Source organism: Rhodococcus sp. no. 34 (assembly GCF_054589475.1).
In genome coordinates, this window is the sequence record NZ_BAAILK010000035.1 from 177522 (window position 1) to 198371 (window position 20850).

Here is a 20850-nt window from a genome sequence, read left to right on the forward strand (position 1 = left end):
AGATCGACGAGCCACCGAACTTTCCGGCGGCGAATTGCAACGCGTGGTCCTGGCTCGGGCACTGGCTCAAGAGCCGCAGGTACTGCTCCTGGACGAACCCACCAGCGCCCTCGACATCGGTCACCAGCAGCAGGTTCTCGACTTGGTGGAGGAACTGCGAGAAGACGACAACATCACGGTCATCGCCGCGATGCACGATCTCACTCTCGCGGGTCAATACGGTCGACGAATTGTGCTGCTGGACAAGGGCAGCGTGGTTGCCGACGGTACACCCTCAGCGGTGCTGGAGGCAGACCTCCTCGGCCGCGTGTACGGCGCTCGCGTCGAAATCCTGGAACGGCCCAGCGGTCCCATCGTTGTTCCGATTCGGCAGGAAGGCACCCGCTGATGGAACTGGTGATGCTCGGCACCGGCGCTGCCGACGGTTGGCCGAACCCGTTCTGCACTTGCCCTTCCTGCCTGGCGGCATTGTCGAATGAAACCATTCGCGGACACACCGCTGCCTTGCTGGACAACCGCATCCTGTTGGACTGTGGACCCGAAGTACCGCGCGCCGCGTCGCGATTCGGTCGCACGCTGGCACACGTCGAACACATCCTGCTGACGCATTCTCATCCTGATCACCTCGGCCCGATGGCATTGCTGTTCCGGTCCTGGGCGTCTCGCACCGAACCGCTCCAGGTTCTCGGACCACCCGACGCGCTCGCTCCCTGCCGAGACTGGGTGGGCCCGGATGACCCGGTGACCTTCACACCGCTCGAGACCGGCCAGTCGATCATGTTGGGCACCTATCGTGTTCGCGCACTCGAAGCCGCGCACGAAGTAACCACCCTTCTCTACGACATCACCGACGCATCCGGAACCCGAATCTTCTGGGCCACCGACACCGGGCCTCTGCCCGAAGTCACTGTCGACGCCCTTGCCGACGCCCGTTTCGACGCCGTCTTTCTCGAAGAGACCTTCGGCCACAAAACTGACCACGGCACCGGGCACCATGATCTGCCGAGTTTCGCGGAGACGGTGAGCCGACTACGCAATTGCACCGCGATCACCGATCGAACCGATGTGGTCGCCGTACACCTCGGGCACCACAACCCGGTCGAAAACGAACTCTCGGAAGCACTTCGAACGTCCGGGGCGCGAGCGGTTCCGGATGGAGCTGTGCTCGAGATCGGGGTAGGACAGAGCCATCGAACTCTGGTCACCGGTGGCGCCCGCTCGGGCAAGTCCACTTACGCGGAGGGCCTGCTTGCCGGCTACCGGGACGTCACGTACATCGCCACCGGGGATCCGCAGGACGACGATCCCGACTGGATCGAACGAATTGCGTCGCATCGCGCGCGGAGGCCGTCGACGTGGACGACGGTAGAGACCTCCGAGGTGGCCGAAATTCTTTCAGGCGCAACAACACCGATCCTGATCGACTGCCTCGGCACGTGGTTGACCGCGCGCCTGGACCGACATCAGGCATGGACCACAGAAGATCTCAGCGCCGTCCACGCAGATATCGACGTCTTGGCCGACGCCTGGGCCGCCTGTCCGGTACCGATTGTCGCCGTTACCAACGAGGTCGGAAGCGGTGTGGTCCCGGACACGAAGTCCGGGAGACTGTTCCGTGATCTGCTCGGTCTGCTGAACAGCCGCGTCGCCGCTGCATCCGAGTCGGTGGTTCTGATGACCGCCGGACTCCCCCAGCACCTGCGCGGGTGACGTCAGAGCAATCCGGTGAGCTGGCGCGCACAATCGAATAGAAAGCCGACCAACTCTCGATCGCCTTCAGTCACTCGTCCGCTCGCGCCCTGGACGCACAACCCGCCGGCCACCTGGTCCGCGTGATCCCGAACCGGTACTGCGACCGCGGATCGACCCAGGCGACACTCCTGATCCTCGAACGCAAATCCCTGCCGGCGAACAGACCTCAGCTGTTCAGACAAAATATCGAAGTCACCGATCGTGAACTCCGTGACCCGGCGTAGGTCCAAGCCCGGCAGCAACCGCTCGTCGTGCGCCAACAACACCTTCCCCAGCGCATTCGCGTGAAGGTTCTTCGGCAGTGCCGCTATTCCGATGATCTCGTGGTCCGGATCCTTGTCGACGAACCTCAAGCGCCCACCGGCGAATGACGCGACGTGCAATCCGAACCTCGTGTGTGTCCGCATGTCCTCGACGCGCTCGTGCAGCGTGGGCGCCGGACCACTCGACGACGCCGCATGCGAGAGCTCGGCAGTCCGACGCCCCAACGCGAACCCTGACAGGTCCGGCACCCGCACGAGAAAGCCCTCCGCCACCAGCAGATTCAGCATCCGGTACGCCGTGGCCGACGGAACGCCTGCAAAAGTGGCGATCTCCTTCGCGGTTGTTCCCGGTCCCAGATGAGCCACCGCCTCGAGCATCCCCAGCGCCTTCTGAACCGCACGCGGTTGTTGTCCACTGAAGTGGGTCTCGTCGCCGATCTGTTTGCCTGATCGTGGACCAGCGGTTGCACGGTCCGCGGTCACCGCCCATGCTCCGGCGAGTCACCCTCGGCGGTCCCACGATCCGGAACGAGTCGCCTTCGCCCGTCACCGTCGATCAGCAGAGTGCCCGCACCGGGCAACAGGTCCGCCGTCTCGACGCTGTCGAAAGCGCCAACCATCAGAAGGCTTTCAGGTCTGGCTCTACGGAGCAATGCACTCCACACTGTCCCCGACACCGCAACAGCAAGAGCAGCGATCGGCAGTGCCCACATCCCGTGAACCGCACCGTCGAGAACGATGTAGACCAGTAGACCAGCACCGGCGGTACTCACGGACAGGGTGCAAATCCGGGTCAGCGACGTATGTTCCCCGATTCGGCGCAAGAACTTCCACGAAGCAAAGGCCACCAGCGTGTAAGCGCAGACCAACGCGGTCTCCACCACGCCGTCGAAGGATCCCGAATCGTCGCGAACCGTATCCGAATAGATGAATACGCCCGCCGCACTTACCGCGACGAACGCAAGTACCGCAACGTACGGGGTGCGGAACCGTCTGTGTACGCGAGCGAGCGGCGCAGGCAGTACCCGTTCGATCCCCATCGAGTACAACAACCGCGAACCCGCCTGCGCACAACCGAGAGTGGATGCGAACCAGGAACACGTCATTCCGATCTTGACTGCCAGAACCACTTCCGCGCTGGCTCCGGATGCCGTTCCTTCGAAGTACGCTCCGACGATCGTTGCGCCGTGGCCGGTCATCGCCGCCCAGGCCGCAAAAACGAAGAGGACCCCGCAGATGATCGGCGAAATGAGAACCGTGCGTGTGACGCTGATGAGTGGTCGTTTCGCTTCCGGGCCGAAGAAGGCCGAGCTTTCGAAGCCCGCCATGCTGAGCACCGTCAGCATCGCGAGAAACGGAACTGCACTCAGCGACGGATTCGGCAGGGCAACAGCAGTTGTCGTGTCACTGTGCGTCGCCAGCATGACCACGACGATGAGAATCAACGAGCACGCTTCGACGACCAGGATCGCTCGGGTGGCGAACCGGACGCCTCGCACTGCAATCCACGCGACGGCCAGGGCAATCGCCACCGTCGTGATCACCGTCGCGGCAGGCCCTCGCACGTCGGGGCCGACAATGGCGATGGTATCGAGCAGACTCGGAACTGCCTGCGAGAAAACCGAAACCGAGATTCCGAGATACCCGAGTACCAGTGCGGCACCCGCCGTCAGTGTCGCCCGGATACCGGAGCCTTGGAAGACGAAGCTGTACAACGATCCTGCTGCGGCCAGTCTCCGCGTGAACTGAGTGATGCAGAACGCAACGAGAAACACCGCCGAAGTTGTCGCAGCAATCGCAGCCAACCCGACGTAGCCGGGACTGTAGGTGATCATCCACAGGGCGATGAACACCATTCCCGTTGCCGGAGCGATCGTGGAAAGTGATTGCCCCAACAGGTCGATCGGGGTCAGACGTCCTCGTCCGAGACCACGGAGCGGGGAGAACACGGGCTCACTGTGTTGATCCGCATTCTGCGCTCGCGTGATCGCCGCACGCAGTGCCGCACTCACGGCCATGTGTCACCGTCCGTCGCGTCCAGGCCCGAACCTACGAGCGAATTGTCAGAATTCGGTCAAGTTAGTCCGCTTATGTTTCCGCGCAGTTTCCACGATGGCGCGCACAGAACTTTCAAGTGAGAATCCGACTCTGTTTCCCACCCAGCGTCATGCCGGATCAAGGGCGGCCGACGGTATCCGTCCCCTCCGGGAGCACCTTGACCTGCGAGTTCTCCGATTCTCACACGACAACTGCTCTCTCAGTTGCACCTCGTCCAGGCGTAGCGCGGTCGACGCGGGTTCGCAGCATCGCCCGTACAGGATGTGTCCCACACACCACCGGCACTACCCGAGAGGAACGGAGGAAGCATGGACTTGGTCAGCGCCACCACTTCGGCGATCATCGGATTTGTTCTCCTGCTCGCCGGCATTCCCAAGCTGAACGACCACGATGGGGTGCTTCGTTCGGTGCGCGGATACAAAGTGTTGCCCGTGCGACTCGAAGTACCGATCGCTCGCATCCTTCCCGTCACGGAAACCGTCGTAGGCATCCTTCTGGTTCTCGGCGTGGCCCATCGCCTCGCCGCCTTGGTTGCTGCCGTCATGTTCGCGTCGTTCTTCACGGGCCTCACGATCAACCTCCTGCGTGGGCGACGCGATCTGGACTGCGGATGTTTTGCATTCGGAGTCGGCGAGATTCCGCGTATCGGATGGTTCCACGCCGTTCGCGCCGGAACACTCGCGGTGATCGCTGTGGCACTGTCGGTCACCGCCGGACAGGCTGAGATCGGCGTCCAGGTCGTGGCGGCGACCTTCGGATTCCTCCTCGTTCTGGCGGGAGTTGCTCTCGCACAGATTCGTTCGGTGGTCCACCTCGGACGACGCCCGGTCGACGACTACCTGTCGAGTGCCTCCATTCGCCTCCGAACCGCCGAAACCGCGTACCGGTACGGCTCGTGAACTCACATCCCCACCACTGAAAACTCGAAGGCAGGACTACCACGATGACCACTTTCCTCCTTGTCGCGACAGTGATCCTGGTGATCGCCGTAGCCGTACTGTTCTTGATGGTTCTTGCTCTGGCTCGTGAAATCGGCCGCGTACAAGTACGTCTCGGACCTCTCGGTGCCCGGATGATGGATACCGGGCCCAAGGTCGAACAGGCCGGCCCATCGTTTGCCGGTCTCATCGATCAGGAAGGACGGATCGTCGGAGTCGGTGGTCACCGCGACAAACCTCAACTCCTGCTGTTCACAGCACCGAGTTGCTCGACGTGCAAGAGCCTTCTTCCCGGCGTAAGGGCAATGGCCCGAGCCGAATCGGATCTCGACGTGATCATCATCTCCGACGGAACACCCGAAGAGCATCGCGAGTTCCTGGCCGGCAGCGGGATCGGTTCCGAGCTCAGTTACATCGACGCTCGAGACGTCGGTATCGCATACCAGGTGGGCACCACTCCGTACGGCGTGATTCTCGACGAGCACGGCAAGATCCGAGGAAAGGGCCTGTGCAATCACATGGCTCAGGTGGAAAGCCTGCTCAATGCGCTCGAATCCGGCACCCCCTCACTCCAGCACCTTCATGCCCAGGCGAAATCCGGCAGCGCGGCCTGATCTTCCTGCACAGTTCGATCCTCTTCACGAATCAGGAGAAAATCGTTGGACGACAATGAATTCCCGCAGCACAACATGACGGAGAATCGATATCCCGTCGACGAGGCGACAGTTCAGGCCCAGGCCGAATGGATGGCGGGCCAGGGCGGTTCGCTCACCAGCCGAACCGGACGTAAACTCTCCGAACGAGTTTCGCGGCGCTCGATGATCAGTCGGATCGGCAAGTGGACCATGGGTGTGTCAGGAGTGGCACTGATCAGCACACTTCCCGTGACACGTAGTGCCTTCGCCCAAGAGCCCGAGGTTCCTGCGCCGGCACCTGGCCCCGAACCTCTTGTCCCTGTCTACGACGGTAAAGATCCGGCCGAGTGCGAGTACTGGCGCTGGTGCAACATGGACGGAACGTCCTGTGCCGCATGCAACGGCGGCGGTGTCACCACCTGCGCCCCCGGCAGCAAGCCCGGCGCAGAGTTCTGGGTCGGATGCTGCACCAACCCTGATACCGGCAAGACCTATCTGATCGCCTACTACGACTGCTGTGGTGCACCTTCGTGTTCCAACGCATTCTGCGGCGAACCGGACATGCAGGCCGTGATGTACAACCCGGTCTCCGGAAGCTACGACCAGGAAATCATCTGGTGTGTCTCCGACGAGTCCCAGGCATACACCTGCACGATGGCGCCCATCATCGGTGAGGACTGCCAGACTCGACCGGCCGAGCGCCCCAAGGTCGGTGCCGGATCATGAGCAGTCCGCGAACCCGAAAACTGGCGCGACCCGCCGTTGCCGTCATCCCACTCACCGTCGTACTCGCGCTGGCCGGCTGCAGTTCGTCTGACAACGACGAACCCTCCAGCGCAGGTGATGTCACCTATCCGACAGTTCCGTTCACTGCTCCAGGTGAAGGAATCTCCCTCGGTCACGACGACCAGGAAATCGGCGACACCATTCCCGAGCCGTTGCACGTCGGTTCGATCACCCCGATCGCAGCTGACCGCTTGCTGGGCGTCGAAGGTGGATTCGGCCAACTCGAGCTCAGCGTCAACGTCATCGATCCGAAAACCGGTGTGGCCGAGAGCCGGATCACCGTCGGCCCTGGTATCTGGGATCCGGTCATTCACGGATTCGTCGGGGATTCCGCCGAGGATCCTGCGGTGCTCGCTGCCGAGGTGTGGCGGCCCCGAGGTTCCCGCGGCGCGGCAGATTTCACGGTCAGCACCTACTCCGGAAACCTGCTGGAACCAGCCGAGGTCATGCTTCCGGACGTCGCACGCGTACATTCCCGTCCCGGCTCGAACGCCGTGACGTCCGACGGCAAGTTCTTCGTCACGTGGGACGACGGTTTGTACGGCATCAGAGTGGTCGACCTCGAGAAGAAGGAAGCGACCGGTGCACTCCAGATAGTCGGCTGCGGTCCGTTCACGTGGATGGTCGATCACGAGCTGTACAGCGTCTGCGAGGACACCCGGGAACTGCTGCACGTCACGATCGGTGACGACGGTGTTCCGAAGGAAACCGCCCGAAGCAAGGTCCTACCCGAGGATTTTGTCTCCACCCGTAAGGTCACGTGGGCCTCGGAAGCACAAAAAGCCTTGCTGGTCAGTGAGAACGGCGATGTGTACGTCTTCGACTTCTCCAACGGACTGCCTCAGGAAGGTGTCAAGCCGATCGGAAACGCCGGGCAGGACTCCGGTCGATTCTCGGAGAACGTCATCAACGCCGACGCAACCCGGCTCGCAATCGCGTACACGGACACGGCTATTCATCCGGACTCTGCTCGGGGAGGCTCACTGGTCAAGATCGACTTGTCCGATGCAACGACCTTCGCCCCGGTGAAGAGCTTGACGCTTGCAGACCTCGGCTTGACAGACATCAAGAGCATGACCTTTTCCGTCGACGGCGCCACGTTCTACGTGCTCGGTACCGGACCTGAGGTCGAAGGCTCCGCTCCGCAGAAGATCGTGGGTTACAACGCGAGCACCGGCGAGCAGGTCAGTTCCGTCGATGTCTCGGGCAACGTCGGGGATGTCAGCGGGTTGATCACACCAGAAGTACTCCGATGAGTCGTCCCGGATCCAACGTGGTGATGGGCCGGCGCCGATTCCTGAGTTTGGGAGCACTCGGCGCCGGAGCACTCGGGCTCGGCGCAATGGGGACGATTGCCGGATGCAGTTCCACTGCAGCATCTCCGACGCCGACGACCGATCTCGACTACATCCTGCCCACCGACCCGGAAGTTGCCGCCGCAGAATCGGCGCGAGCCTGGAACGGGACCACCGCTGCGTTTGCCCTTGCCGCCGGATTCTCGACGGTAGATCTTGGCGGACGCCTCGTGGACACGTGGACGTACGGAGGCGCTGCGGTGGCTCCGGAACTTCGCCTGAAGTCCGGTGACCGGGTGAACGTCAGCGTCCAGAACGGCCTCGACGCCGAAACAACACTGCATTGGCACGGAATTCGAATCCGCAACGACATGGATGGCGCGGCACCCACCACGCAGGCTCCCATCGGCGCCGGTTCGAGTTTCGAGTACAACTTCATCGCACCGGATCCGGGAACGTACTGGTACCACTCGCACAGCGGATTACAAGCCGATCGGGGGCTGTTCGGCGCCTTGATCGTCGAGAACCCGAACGACATCACCGGGGCCGACATCGATGCCGTCCTAGTGCTCGACGACTGGCTCGACGGATTGGGTACCACACCGGATTCCGTCCTGATGGCCCTGAACCCGGCAATTTCGGGCGGGCACGGCGGACACGGCGGTGGGGCAACAACTCCGGCGGAACACTCGGAAGCCGACATGTCCGTCGCGCAACAGTTGGTGAGCGGCGGACACGGTTCTTCCGAACCACTCGGCGGGATGACTCAACACATCGCGTATCCACTGCACTTGATCAACGGGCGGCCACCCAACGATCCTGCTGTCGTGACTGCAGCGCCCGGTTCGACCCTGCGACTGCGAATCATCAACGCAGCCGCCGAAACTCCGTACCGGTTTGCTGTGGCCGGTCACGAGATGACAATTGTCGCTACCGATGGCTACGACGTGGAACCAACTCCCGCCGACACCATCATCGTCGGAATGGCGCAGCGCTACGACGTGCTGGTGACGGTGAAGTCGGGAACATGGCCGGTGGTGGCGAAGGTCGAGAGCCGAGATGGTTATGCGTCGACCGTCCTACGCAGCACCGACGCGTTGGCGCTGGCGAACCCGGATGTCGGCGGAAACCTCTCGGAACTGGCCGGCCGACTGGTCACCGAAAGCGAACTCCGGCCCACGGAATCCGCACGGCTCGAGACGAAATCGCCTGATCGCGACTACCGCATCGAGTTGATCCAGGCCGGCGATCGGTACGTCTGGGGAATGGCGGGGGCCGATGCAGGCAAGCTCGTCATGAAACAGGGCGAACGGGTCCGGATCACGATGAAGAACGCGTCCACGATGTGGCACCCCATGCACACCCACGGCCACACGTTTGCGGTACCGGATTACGGCGGACTTCGCCGCGACACCGTCAACGTCCTACCCGGCACCGAGCTTGCCATCGAGTTCGACGCCGACAATCCCGGCGAGTGGATGTTCCACTGCCACAACGCCTACCACTTCGAGGCCGGCATGACGGCAAATCTGCGTTACGTCCGCTGACAAGTCGAAGAATGGAGAGAACACCTCATGAAGAAACTCGTTCCCGCTTTCCTGGCCGCGTGCGCTGCCCTGAGCCTCACCGCCTGCAGTAGTGATGCCGGTGCGTCGTCGGACGAACCTGCAGTCGTGATCGAGGTGAAGAACATGGCGTACACACCGGCATCGGTCGCCATCGAGAAGGGACAGACCGTCGAATGGAAGTTCGACGACAGCGGACTCCCCCACGACGTGGTCGGCAACGGTGATCTCGACGGGAAACTGAAGAGCGAGTTGCTCACCGAGGGAACCTTCTCGTACACGTTCGACGACGCCGGAACCTTCACCTACCACTGCACGCCCCACCCGATGATGGTGGGCACCGTGATCGTTCAATAGTGAGGAGGTGGATCGCCGGCTTCGGCCTCGCTGTCGCGGCGACGTGTGTCCCAGCTTGCGGCACAGAAGATCCCGTCCCCGACGTGGTGGTCGAGATCAGCAATGTTCAGTTCAGCCCGATGGACGTCACCGTGGAACACGGCGGCACCGTCGAGTGGCGCTTCGACGACGGTGGACTCCTGCATCATGTGGAATCACCCGGCCTGTTCGACAGTGGTATCACCGGAGACGGAACGTTCCGGCACACGTTCGAGAGCGTCGGCGTCTACGAGTATTCGTGCTCCGTGCACCCGTACATGATCGGAGTCATCACAGTGCTGTGAACACTGGCTCATCACTTTTCGCTGCGACTTCGACTCGACACTTTTCCTGAACCACAAACACTTCGGAGGATCTGATGACTACTGTTCTCTCACACGGCCCACTGCAGACCGATGTCCCTGACATCCGGCCGACCCTTCAAGGCTCGGTCGGCACCGCGACCCGTGTCAGCCTCGTCGCGGCGGGCGCCGCTGCGGGTGCCGGCCTCGCACTCGTGGCCACGCCATCTGCGACAACAGCTTTGACCACAGCTGTTATCGGCGCCGGACTGGTTACGTCGCTGGCCGCGAACTGGTCGACCTGCGGAATGTCCGTCGCCGGAGTTGTTGCCGCGCCGAAGCAAGTCGATCGGAAGGGATCCTCGACTCCCGTCCGCCGACTCGGCTGGCACGCTCTGGGTTCGGTCACGACGGGAGCCGTCACCGGGGCATTGATCGGCGCTCTCGGTGCGGCGATGTCCGGGTACGTGCCGGTCGGCTGGGCGCTGGGCGTCTGGGCCGTCGTCGCGGTTGCATACGGGCTGCACGAGTTGGGTGCGGTGAGCATGCCGACTCCGATGCGGCGCCAACAGCTTCCGCGCCATCTGCGCCGCACCATGGCGCCGTGGAAGGTCTCGCTGATCTTCGGCGCGATCATCGGTCCGGGATTTCTGATCTTCATCCGCTCGAGTGCGTACTACCTCTTGGCACTCGGCGTCATGGCTTCGGGTACACCGGCTCTCGGGGCGGCGCTGTTCACGGTCGTATCCCTTGGCCGCTGCATGCCCAGCCTCGCGGCAATCGTGCACACCAAGCGCGGTGGCTCGATGCCGGGATTCCTCTCGATCATGTGCGTCGTGGACCGTCGCGTGCAGAGCGTCACCGGCGCGGCATTGATCGCACTGGGAGCATTCGCCGCCGCAGCACTGATCTGACTCTCGACCGAGCACCCTTCACCTCGAGTGAACACACGCTCCGACTCTCCGGAGCGTGTGTTCGCTCGACAGAAACCGTGCGCACTCACCCCGCGTCAGGGAATCGACAGCGCCACCTGGACCGAGTCCTCCGACGGCGACGTCACCTTTGCGTCCCGACTCCACAGCATGTCCAGCGCTGCCTTGGGCTTGGCAAGAACCCACTCCCGGGCGGCGTTCTTGATCAGCGTCGGAGTTGCGCACCCGCAATCGCTGTTCACCCCGTCTGCGTCGATGCCGACGTCTCGGCACAATGCCACGGCGCGGGGCACGTGATACCCCTGAGTGACGATCAACGCCTTGGTCACCCCATACGTATGTATGGCCCGGAAGCAGGTGTCATAGGTGTCGAGGCCGTACGGATCCCCCACGATGCGACGCTCATCTATTCCCTGCTCCAACAGGTAGTTCGTCATCGCCGCGATCTCGTCACCCGAGCCGCCGTTCGCGTCGCCGGAGACGAGGACCGCTTTAGCCTTTCCCGCTTCCACCAGTTCGACTGCTGCGTCCAGCCGCCCTTTCAGGAAAGCCATCGGCTTACCGTCCTTGATCTGCGCGCCCAGCACGATCACTACCGGAGCATCGGGAGCGTCGACGGCGTCCGACGTATGGCCGGCCGACGCCACGGAAATCCACACGATCGAGCCCGCATAGACAACTGCTCCGAGCACCGCAATGCCTGCGACCCAACGAGGCCACCGGCGCTTGCGCGGCGGTTTCACTGGATCTGCAGCAGCTTCGTCCATTCGTCGATCAAACCACACGGTTTGCTCATGGCTCGAGCGCTCGGTCGATCCTCCATCCCTCCGCGCCACTGCGCTCGGCCCACAGATCCGAGTACTTTCCACCTCGCGCGATCAGGTCTTCGTGGGAACCGACCTCCTCCACCCCACCGTCTTCGAGGTAGACGATGCGATCTGCTCCCTCAATAGTCGACAGGCGATGAGCGATGATCACCACCGTTCGACCACGGGCCAATCGGTGAATTGCCTCGGTGATGGCGACTTCGTTCTCTCCGTCGAGGGCTGAAGTCGCTTCATCGAGAAGAACAATCGGAGTGTCCTTGAGGAATGCCCGCGCAATCGAGACCCGCTGACGTTCACCGCCGGACAGCAGTGATCCGCCTTCACCTACCCTGGTCTCCTCACCGCTCGGCAAACGGTCGATCACTTCGCCTAGCCTGGAATCGCTCACTGCTTGACGGACCTCCGACTCGGTGGCATCCGGTCTCGCCAACCGAACGTTCTCCAGGATGGTTCCGTCGAACAGGTAAACCTGCTGTGAGACAGTCGATATCCGAGACATCAATGCTCTCGTTCCGATGTCGCGAACATCGGCTCCCCCGATGGATACCGCACCTTCGTCGACGTCCCAGAATCTGGAGATCAGCCGAACCAGAGTTGTCTTTCCGGAACCGGAAGGACCGACCAGAGCAGTGACCGAGCAATCCGGGAATTCGAGGCTCACGTTACGAATCACGCGATCCGGGCCGTAGCCGAAGGAGACCGAATCGAACCGAATATCATACGAAGTAGGCTCTTTCGGCACCTCAGGCTCCACCAGCACCGGTACATCGATCATCTCTCGGACAGATCCGAGCGACACCCGGGCCAGTGAGATACCTTCACCGAATCCTGCGAGCATCTGCATCGGCTCCACGAACCTCACGGCCAACACGAGAACAACGATCACGCTTGCTGTGTCGATGAACCCGGTGGTGACCAGCAGTGCCGCCAGAACCAGGACGGTGAGAAAGGCAACCTGAACGACGATCATGAACCGCAGCAGATACTTGTCGACCGATCCGATTTCCTGCAGGTGTGCGTCCCGGTTGGACACAAGAGCTTCGTCCAACCGAGTCCAGCCTTCGCCACTCTTACCGGCCGAACGTAGAACTTGCTGCGCCTGTGCATATTCGACGACGCGCAATGCCAACTCGGATTCGCTCTTGCCGATCGCCTCGTATTCGGGAACAACCGCACGCTGCACGTTGCGGTAAGCCCGAATCCCCAGTGGAACGAAGACGACCATCGCGAGAGACAGTCGCCAGTCCACAAACAACACAGCGATCGCCACTGTCGCTGGAGTCACCGTGACGGTGACGAGTTGCGCGATGATCATTCCCGGGATGCTCATCAAGATAGCCGTGCCCTCGGTGACCAGGCGAGTGAACGCTCCACGGTTTGCCTTGCTGAACCACCCGAGCGGAACCTGCACCAAGTGCTCACCGAGGCGATGCATGATTCCACCGGCAAAACCCTCGATTCCGATGCGGTACGCCCGATTCTCGGCGATCCACCGTACGGCGCCACAGGCCACCGCCACGAGAGCAGCCGTGACAACCCACGGCACTGCGGCGTCGTAATCGCCGCGAACCACCGCTTTCAGGATCGGAATCATCAGTGCAAAGACGACACCCTCGAGTATCCCGGCGAGCGTGAAACCTGCTATCTGACCTCGCATCCCATTGTCGCGCCCGAGGATTTCGTCCAGGTCTCGAATCATTGCGGCGCCTTTCGCGGAGAGATGTCTTCGACGAGGGGGTTCTGGAGCGCCCACATCCGCGCGTAGGTTCCGCCGAGCGCCGACAACTGTTCGTGCGTACCCTTTTCCACGATCCGTCCGGCGTCGAGAACGAGTATCTGATCTGCGTATCGGACGGTGTGCAGTCGATGAGCGATCACCATCAGGGTGCCGCCGTCCGCACTGATCTCGCCCAGTGCGCGTTGAACGGCCGATTCACTGTGGGGATCGGCCTGCGAAGTCGCCTCGTCCAGGATGACGATCGGCGGGTTCTGAAGGATGGCGCGGGCGATCGTCAGGCGTTGCTTCTCCCCACCCGACAGCTCACCGCCCGAACCACCACCGATCTCGGTGTCATACCCGTCCGGCAGTCGCATGATCACGTCGTGAATCTGCGCCCGCCTCGCCGCTGTCTCCACTTCCAGATCCGTTGCATCCGGTCGACCGAGCCGAATATTCTCGCGCACGCTGTCCCGCAGGAGCACAACATCTTGGAAGACGATGGCCATTGATCTCAAGACTTCGCGACTGGACTGATCTCGTAAATCGCTTCCGCCCAGTCGAATAGACCCGTCCGTGACGTCCCAGAACCGCGGAAGTAGACGTGCCAAAGTGGTCTTTCCGGAGCCGGAGGGGCCAACGATCGCGGTCACGGTGCCCGGTTGCATCTCGAAGGAGATGTTCTCGAGGACGCGCTGCCCAGTGGTGTACTCGAAGCCGACGCTGTCGAATTCGACCAAAGTGCTGCGAGCAGGCACTGCATCCTGAGGTTCGGCCAACTCTGGTTCGCCGAGGATGCTCTCGACGTGAGTCGCTCCCAGTTGGCCTTCGCGGTAGAGGTTGGCCATCGTTCCCATGTGCAGAACCGACGACGGAACACCGATTCCGACGACCAGAAAGGCAACAAGAGCTACCGGGGTAATCCAACCCCCGGACAACATTGCAGTTCCCGTCGCCGTGATGACCCCGATGAGTACCGCCGGTGAGAGGAGGATCGACATCGCGACCACCGGCCTTCCCATCCCCGACATCCATCGCACGCACACCGCAACCATCGAATCGACAGCGCTCGAGTAGCGCGCGAATGCGCGACTCCCACTCCCGTACGTCTTGACAACCTCGATACCGTCGCCCAGTTCTACTGTCGCAGAGGTCAATGTCGACATTGCAAGATTCCAGGAGTCGACGTTCGTTCGATAGGCTCTGCGCATCGACGGCGCGGCGAGAGCGAGACACACTCCGATGTAGCCGACCAGGACCAGGCTGAACTTCCAGTCCATCGCCACCAGATAGATCAGGGCCACTATCGGCGACAGGATCGCGGGCACCACGTCGGCGGGAAGGTGAGCGACGAGAAGATGCATCCGCTTCACGTCGTCCGTCATCGCCTGCTTCACTTCACCGGTGCCACCATTTGCAAACCACCCCAGAGGAACTCGGGACAGATGCCGAGCGATACGCGAGCGGATCGAGTATTTGAAATGCGCGTCGGCGGTGTGACACACGGTCAGTGCTGCGTTGTAGACGACAAAACCGAGAATTGTGCCCGCTGCACCGATTGCTGCCCACATCCAGACCAGGTTCAACGACGAGCCGGTCAGGAGCACCCGCGCGATCTCGACCACCGCAACGTAGGGCAGGAATCGCAACGGCACCGACAGTGCCGACAGACCCGCCCCTAGGAGGAGTTGATCTCTCACCGGCGCGATCATCCTGCCCAAAGCGTCTCGGTCGACGAGTCCAGGCGAGTCTTCCGGGGCTGCGGACTCGTTCACTTTCATTGCCGCACTCACTCTTCGACGATGATCGTGCCGGTCATGTTCGGATGTGGTGTGCACGTGTAGGTGAACGTTCCGGCTTTGTCGAAGGTCTGACTGTAGGTTCCGCTTCCTTGGAGATCGCTCTTGATCCCCAACTCGGCGAACACGACATCGTGCGGCATTCCCTGGTCCTCGAAAATCCACGTGACGGTCTGTCCTGTGTGCACGGTGACGGAGTTCGGTTTGTACGCAAGGTTTTTCACCGAGATCTCGACCGGCGCTTGCTCGGTAGATCCCGTCGAATCGTTGCCGCACGACGTCAGTGTGAACACCGCTGCAACAGCGATCAATGTGGTCAATCCGGTGCGAACTGACATTCTGCTCTCCTCATCGAACGTAGTGGAGGTCGGCAGTCATCCCGGCCTCGAAGTGGTACGCGTTGTGACAGTGAAACATCCACCGTCCTGGATTGTCGGCGTCGAAGTCGATCGCCATTTGTGTACGCGGAAGTACGATCACAGTGTCTCGGCGAAGCCCGCCGTAGGAGGGAACCGAGAAGGTGTGCCCATGGGTGTGCATCGGGTGCCACATGTCGGTGTCGTTGTTCATGACGATTCGTATTCGCTCGCCCTGCTTCATTCTCAACCGACCTGCATCGGCGCCCGCCATTCCCCAGACGTATCGATCGCCGGCCTGAATGAGATCCACCGAATACGCACGATCCGGTGCCCTCTGCTCCAGCGCTCCTGACGGGCGAAGCTCCGATTCCAGAACGAGCCGACCGCCGGAACCTGACAGCACTGCAGGCGAAGTCAGGTCGACGACCGCTACCGAATCCGGCGTCCGAAGCAGGCACGCGACGCCACCTGACTTCCCTTCCACCTTCGCGGCGATGGGCCACGAGCCGGACTGCACCGTCACCAATACGTCGTATCGCTGCGCGGGTGCGATCAGAATCTCGTCTCCGGCTATGTAGGCAACGTCCTGCCCGTCAGCACTGACAACGGTCATCTCGTGCCCGGCGACCGAGAAACGGTACGGAGTCTCCGCCCCGGCATTGATCACCCGCAATCGAAGCCGAGTTCCGGCCGTCGCGCTGACGACGAAGGGATCTTCCACAGGCCGTCCGTTGATCAGGTGCAGTGGATACGTGATGTGCGTTGCCATTCCACCGAGCGCCTCGGAATTACCGTGACCGCTGGCGAGAAGTTCTGCGGCAGAATCAATCTCTGCATCATCGACTTCCGGTGGAGCTCCGCCGTGCCCGTGGTGTCCTCCCTGCACGTCTGGTGACAATGCGCGAAGCACTGCATCCGGGGTTGTTCCCAGCCCGTCGAGCCAGTCGTCGATCACGATGACGACGTCCTCGTCGGCTCCGGTCCGGTCGTTCGGGTCCTCGACCACGAGTGCACCGAATAGCCCTCGATCGGCCTGCAATCCTGAATGGGAGTGGTACCAATATGTTCCGTGATCCGGGGCCACGAAGTCGTAGGTGAACTCGGCACCTGGTTGGATTCGTTCCTGGGTGACCGGCGGGACGCCGTCCATGTCGTTGCGGATCGCAATGCCGTGCCAGTGCACCGAGGTCTCCGTCGGAAGGTCGTTCTGCAAAAGAACGTTGAGCCGGTCTCCCTTGGAGATTCGAAGCTCCGGGCCAACTGCTTCCGCACCGTACGACCATGTGTCGACCTCTCTGGCGCCCAGACTCACCCGAGCCGGTGCAGCTGTCAGATTCCGTTCGACTGTGCGCCCGCTATGAAATCTCGCCTGTTCGGCAGCACGAACTTCGTCGTCGAACGGTGAAATCTCAGAACTGGATTCGTTCGCCGAACCACGGCTGCACGCACTCAATGCCACAGAACCCAAAGCCGCAGAACCCACAGCCGCAGAGCCGAGCGTCACCGCTCCCCATCGCAGAGCCAGGCGCCGACTCAACGCACTCGAACTCATGCCGTCAGCGCCGTGAATTCCTGATAGCGCGTCGCGGCAACAGCTTCGGTTCCGGTGCCGGTCAGATTGCCGGCAGCCATGGCATCCATGTCCTCGATCATCCAGAAGGTGGCGAAGGGATGAGTGGCAAGCCACATGTCTCCGTTGACCTTGGCCACTCGGTTCTCCTGCACCGCTGAAAGACTCGAGAATCCGGGAACACCGGCAACCTTGCCGAACTCGTACACGCCCTCGTCGAACACGGCTATGATCCGAGCATCCTGCGCCGGGATCGCCTCGTCGGACAGGGGCGCATACGGCAGTCCTCCAGCCGCATTCGCTCGCTGGGATTCCGGACGCCCGAAGCCGCTCTCCGCCAACAGCAACGACGGCGGCGCCTGCTCGGTGGTGGTGGCAAGGATTCCAGAACTGCTCATCAGCACCGACACGGTGTTCGCTTCACCACCGGACCGAGCAGAGACGTCAGCGATCTTGCCCTCCAAGGCGACGGTCAGCTTGTCGGCAACCGACTGACGATCAAAAGCGCGTCCGAAGAAGGCAAGATTCTCACGCCACGGTGTGGTGACGGCCGGGACCGGCACTGTGGGGACGGTCGATGCGAGGGAGTCGTAGTAGCTCCGATCGCCCATCGACGTGAAGATGACCAGTCCGGGATCCTGGGCGAGGACCTGCTCGATCGGGGGTGCACCGAGCGGCGGCACCGTGACCACCTCGGTACCCGCTGACGCCAAGATGTCCTGGCCGATCTCCGATCCCCACGACGTGAAGACCACATCAGGGGTGATGCCGACGGCAAGGAGACCGAGTGCGGCGTATTCGTCGAGGGAAACAATTCGCCCGAGGTCGCCTGGAACCGACGTCTCACCGAATTCATGGGACACAACACGCGTTCCCTCGGCAGGTTCCGTCGTCGGTCCCGCCTCACTCGAGCTACAGGCGGCCGCAGTCAGGGCAACGACACTGACCAGCAGCGAAGCACCCAGCCTCGATAGGTAACCGGGTCGCGTTTTCAACTTCATGGTGTCCTTCAGCTTCGAAAAATCGGGAGGTTCGCATAAATCCGAGCACTGCTCGGATCTGGCAAGTAAACCTCACCTAAGTTCATCCGTCAATCGCTTGCGTCGACTACGCACACCGATCCGACGCCGCTAAGCTCGGTCGGACCATGACTGCGCCATCACCTGACAAGAAGTCCGCCGCGACATCAGAGCGCCGCCGGAGTTACAACACCGGGATCACTGCGGACGCAGTGGTGACCGTGGCGTTCGGGCTCAGTCGCGAGCACGGAGTCGAGGGCTGGTCGCTGCGGCAGCTGCTCGGCGAACTCGATACGTCGTTCTCCGTCGTCTATCGACTCGTCGGAGATCGGGACGCACTCTCGGCTGCGGTGGTCGACAGTGCGGTGTCGGCCGTGAACGTGCCATCCGCACAGGAAGATTGGCGTCGATGGCTGACACATCTGCTCTTGCAGATGCGAGAGGCCTTGATCGAGTGTCCAGGCGCGGCGCAGTGGCTACTGATGAACGGAGTTGCCACCCAGCGCAGCCGGGAACTCATGGAGGCAGGATTGGCATCGCTGATCGACGCCGGGTTCGGGGAAGAAGCCGCTCAGGCTTACACCGTCGCCTTCACCTCGACAATCACACTGATCGCCATGAACGACGCCAGGCGCATTCCCAGCGGACAGCCTTCACCCGATCACAGCGCGATGCTGGAACGACTGAGTAACGACGGACCCTCAGATCCTCGTTCATCGATGGAGACACTGATCGGGAAGTTCGCCGGTCCACCGGATGCTGCGGAAGCAACACGGGCAGAACACTATCGCTACACACTCGACCGTGTCCTCGACGGCCTCGAGGCGCGGCTGTACGCAATCAAGGAGTCACAGAAATGACCGCGGGGTCGCTGTCGCACTTGTGCGACAGCGACCCCGGGGATGATCTGGATTCTCGGTATGCCTAGCGGAACAGGTTCGCGACGAACGGAATCGTGTCAGCCTGTGATTCGACCAAAGCGCCGCTGTGATCGGTGTTGTAGGTCTTGAACGTGACCGGTTCACCGTTGGCGACCAACGCTGCAACCAGCGAAAGTGCAGACGGTGCAGGGACATCCACGTCAAGCAGGCCCTGGCCGATGAAGATGGGGCGATCGTATCCACTGGTCGGTACACCCATGTAATCGTTCAGCAGACCCTGGAAGTTCGGGATCTGACTGAGCGGGCGGGAAAAGATGTCACCGAGGACCAGATCCTTGGAAGCCTCGTCCAGGTCTGCGGCGCAGAGCTTTTCGGCCGAGTCGACCTTTTCCCTTCCCAAGTCGTTCAGGTAGGAATTCAAGTCGATCTCGGGGTGCGCTTCCCGCAAGCCCGCGAGGATGTAGAGCGCGTACGACGTCAATCCGCCGCCGAGGGCGATGGGAGGGAAGCCCGGACCGGCAGGCAGGAGGGTCAACTCGATGTTGGCCGGCACTCCGGTACCCACCCCGCCGCGATAGTCGAGAGAATCCCCACCGTATTCAGTGGCGTAGCGCGCCGTCGTGATGGCCGCACCGCCGCCCTGCGACTGTCCGACCACTGCCCACCGATTCGAGATGGTGGGGTCGATCACCCGAGCAGCCTTGACCGAGTCGACGACGCTGTGCGCCTCCACCTTTCCGTCGAGATACGGCATCAGCCCCGGTGTTCCCAGACCGACGTAGTCGGTGGCGACTACGGCGTAGCCCTCGGAGAGCCAACGCCCCAGGTAGGGGTAGTCGCGCTCGGGCAGGCCAGGACCGACCAGCGAAGGGGCACAGGAATCGTCGAGTCCCGTGGTGCCGTGCGCCCACGCAATGACGGGCCAACCACCTTCCGGTGCCGGACCGGCCGGGACGTAGTACGCGCCACTGCTCATTGCAGGCCCGCCGTTGGAACCGATGGTCCAGTACGTGAATCGCTTGGCGTCGGCGGTACCCGGAATCCACAGATCTTTCGGTAGCGGCTCACTCGACACCACAGTGCCGGTGGCTTGCGACGCGCTCGGTGCCTGTGCGGACGCGATGGGCGCAGCAACGGCGGAGCCGATCGTTGCAGCACAGAGGGCTGCGATGGATATGCGGGCAAACGACTTCGACTGGAATTTCACGTCTGACGACTCCGGTTCGTGCGGTGGGCGACCTCGTTGGACGTTATCGTAGATTTTGTTTAACCGATCGGTCAAGCAAAATCTTGCAGCTTCGTGAAACGTATGTGTCGAGATTCCGGCCCCAACTCCGACCTAGCATCGAACCGCACGAAAAAACAGTAGGAGGATGTGTCCATGGCACACGTACAGCGTTTCGACCACATCGGCATCACCGTCGCGGACCTCGAATCAGCGACGGCATTCTTCGTCGGTCTGGGTCTCGAGGTGGAGGGCACCGGATCCGTGGAGGGTGAGTTCGTGGAAACCGTCTGCGGTATCCCTGGAGCCAAGTGCGAAATCGCCATGCTGCGCCCGCCGGGCGAAGGATCACGGCTCGAGCTCTCGTCCTTCGTCACGCCCGAGCACGTACCCGGATCGCCTGCTCCGATGGCCAACGAGATCGGGATACGCAACGTGTCTTTCGAGGTGGGCGATCTCCAGGCGGCGGTCGACGCGGTGGCTGCGGACGGTTACGGGCTCATCGGCGGGATCGGCGAGTACGAGAACAGCGTGCGCATGGCCTACGTCCGG

The 20850-nt window shown here is 62.1% G+C and carries 21 protein-coding genes; 12 read left to right on the forward strand and 9 right to left on the reverse strand.

The features are described 5' to 3' along the window. The coding region (locus ACYP01_RS13965) for an ABC transporter ATP-binding protein (protein WP_459680617.1) at nucleotides 1-388 on the forward strand (388 nt) is incomplete at its 5' end. Next, nucleotides 388-1710, forward strand: a complete 1323-nt coding sequence (locus ACYP01_RS13970) for a bifunctional adenosylcobinamide kinase/adenosylcobinamide-phosphate guanylyltransferase (RefSeq protein WP_459680619.1) — start codon at nucleotides 388-390, stop codon at nucleotides 1708-1710. The genes ACYP01_RS13965 and ACYP01_RS13970, both read left to right, overlap by 1 nt. A 2-nt stretch (nucleotides 1711-1712) precedes the next feature. On the opposite strand, the gene ACYP01_RS13975 is transcribed toward ACYP01_RS13970, so the two are convergent. Next, nucleotides 1713-2498, reverse strand: coding sequence for an IclR family transcriptional regulator (locus tag ACYP01_RS13975; protein ID WP_211921020.1), 786 nt, complete (start codon nucleotides 2496-2498; stop codon nucleotides 1713-1715). After that, nucleotides 2495-4033: an APC family permease gene (locus ACYP01_RS13980; protein WP_042447105.1), complete on the reverse strand. Its 1539-nt coding sequence runs from the start codon at nucleotides 4031-4033 to the stop codon at nucleotides 2495-2497. Before ACYP01_RS13980 ends, ACYP01_RS13975 begins: the two co-directional genes overlap by 4 nt. Before the next feature lie 348 nt (nucleotides 4034-4381). Between ACYP01_RS13980 and ACYP01_RS13985 the strand changes: the two genes are divergently transcribed. The 8 genes from ACYP01_RS13985 (at nucleotide 4382) to ACYP01_RS14020 (ending at nucleotide 10883) form a co-directional block, all read left to right on the forward strand. Continuing rightward, on the forward strand, nucleotides 4382-4972 hold the full coding sequence (locus tag ACYP01_RS13985) for a MauE/DoxX family redox-associated membrane protein (protein ID WP_459680621.1): 591 nt from the start codon (nucleotides 4382-4384) through the stop codon (nucleotides 4970-4972). A 44-nt stretch (nucleotides 4973-5016) separates the two neighbouring features. After that, complete coding sequence (locus ACYP01_RS13990; protein ID WP_021345728.1) at nucleotides 5017-5625, forward strand: redoxin domain-containing protein; 609 nt, start codon at nucleotides 5017-5019, stop codon at nucleotides 5623-5625. A 75-nt stretch (nucleotides 5626-5700) separates the two neighbouring features. Continuing rightward, nucleotides 5701-6372, forward strand: coding sequence for a methylamine dehydrogenase light chain (locus ACYP01_RS13995; RefSeq protein ID WP_029256402.1), 672 nt, complete (start codon nucleotides 5701-5703; stop codon nucleotides 6370-6372). Next, nucleotides 6369-7688 carry a hypothetical protein gene (locus ACYP01_RS14000; protein ID WP_042925925.1) on the forward strand — a complete coding sequence of 440 codons (1320 nt, stop codon included), beginning with the start codon at nucleotides 6369-6371 and terminating at the stop codon, nucleotides 7686-7688. The genes ACYP01_RS13995 and ACYP01_RS14000 overlap by 4 nt, the downstream gene beginning before the upstream one ends. Then, complete coding sequence (locus ACYP01_RS14005; RefSeq protein ID WP_459680625.1) at nucleotides 7685-9274, forward strand: multicopper oxidase family protein; 1590 nt, start codon at nucleotides 7685-7687, stop codon at nucleotides 9272-9274. The genes ACYP01_RS14000 and ACYP01_RS14005 overlap by 4 nt, the downstream gene beginning before the upstream one ends. A gap of 27 nt (nucleotides 9275-9301) precedes the next feature. Continuing rightward, entirely contained in the window at nucleotides 9302-9649 is a 348-nt protein-coding gene (locus ACYP01_RS14010; RefSeq protein ID WP_042925927.1) for a plastocyanin/azurin family copper-binding protein, read from the forward strand. Beyond that, on the forward strand, nucleotides 9649-9972 hold the full coding sequence (locus ACYP01_RS14015; RefSeq protein ID WP_080712742.1) for a cupredoxin domain-containing protein: 324 nt from the start codon (nucleotides 9649-9651) through the stop codon (nucleotides 9970-9972). The genes ACYP01_RS14010 and ACYP01_RS14015 overlap by 1 nt, the downstream gene beginning before the upstream one ends. Nucleotides 9973-10046: 74 nt before the next feature. Further along, nucleotides 10047-10883 carry a hypothetical protein gene (locus ACYP01_RS14020; RefSeq protein WP_050656036.1) on the forward strand — a complete coding sequence of 279 codons (837 nt, stop codon included), beginning with the start codon at nucleotides 10047-10049 and terminating at the stop codon, nucleotides 10881-10883. 95 nt (nucleotides 10884-10978) lie between these two features. On the opposite strand, the gene ACYP01_RS14025 is transcribed toward ACYP01_RS14020, so the two are convergent. Genes ACYP01_RS14025 through ACYP01_RS14050 form a run of 6 tightly spaced genes read right to left on the reverse strand, consistent with a single transcriptional unit; the run spans nucleotide 10979 to nucleotide 18036 of the window. Continuing rightward, nucleotides 10979-11668, reverse strand: coding sequence for a SanA/YdcF family protein (locus ACYP01_RS14025; protein WP_050656037.1), 690 nt, complete (start codon nucleotides 11666-11668; stop codon nucleotides 10979-10981). 25 nt (nucleotides 11669-11693) lie between these two features. Continuing rightward, entirely contained in the window at nucleotides 11694-13427 is a 1734-nt protein-coding gene (locus ACYP01_RS14030; protein WP_459680631.1) for an ABC transporter ATP-binding protein, read from the reverse strand. Beyond that, nucleotides 13424-15238: an ABC transporter ATP-binding protein gene (locus ACYP01_RS14035; protein WP_459680633.1), complete on the reverse strand. Its 1815-nt coding sequence runs from the start codon at nucleotides 15236-15238 to the stop codon at nucleotides 13424-13426. Before ACYP01_RS14035 ends, ACYP01_RS14030 begins: the two co-directional genes overlap by 4 nt. Beyond that, nucleotides 15235-15582: a plastocyanin/azurin family copper-binding protein gene (locus ACYP01_RS14040; protein WP_275232459.1), complete on the reverse strand. Its 348-nt coding sequence runs from the start codon at nucleotides 15580-15582 to the stop codon at nucleotides 15235-15237. The genes ACYP01_RS14035 and ACYP01_RS14040 overlap by 4 nt, the downstream gene beginning before the upstream one ends. 10 nt (nucleotides 15583-15592) lie before the next feature. Next, a complete protein-coding gene (locus tag ACYP01_RS14045; protein ID WP_314673091.1) occupies nucleotides 15593-17155 on the reverse strand; it encodes a multicopper oxidase family protein in 1563 nt (520 codons plus the stop codon). After that, nucleotides 17152-18036 (reverse strand): ABC transporter substrate-binding protein, encoded by an 885-nt coding sequence (locus ACYP01_RS14050; protein WP_314673093.1) that lies wholly within the window; start codon nucleotides 18034-18036, stop codon nucleotides 17152-17154. The genes ACYP01_RS14045 and ACYP01_RS14050 overlap by 4 nt, the downstream gene beginning before the upstream one ends. A gap of 284 nt (nucleotides 18037-18320) precedes the next feature. On the opposite strand from ACYP01_RS14050, the gene ACYP01_RS14055 reads away from it, so the two are divergent. Then, nucleotides 18321-19052, forward strand: a complete 732-nt coding sequence (locus ACYP01_RS14055) for a TetR/AcrR family transcriptional regulator (RefSeq protein WP_054825357.1) — start codon at nucleotides 18321-18323, stop codon at nucleotides 19050-19052. A gap of 64 nt (nucleotides 19053-19116) precedes the next feature. Here the strand turns inward: ACYP01_RS14055 and ACYP01_RS14060 are convergent, their stop codons facing one another. Beyond that, nucleotides 19117-20280, reverse strand: coding sequence for an alpha/beta hydrolase family protein (locus tag ACYP01_RS14060; protein ID WP_459680637.1), 1164 nt, complete (start codon nucleotides 20278-20280; stop codon nucleotides 19117-19119). 174 nt (nucleotides 20281-20454) lie between these two features. Between ACYP01_RS14060 and ACYP01_RS14065 the strand changes: the two genes are divergently transcribed. Continuing rightward, nucleotides 20455-20850: VOC family protein (locus tag ACYP01_RS14065; RefSeq protein WP_459680640.1), on the forward strand; the 396-nt coding region annotated here is incomplete at its 3' end.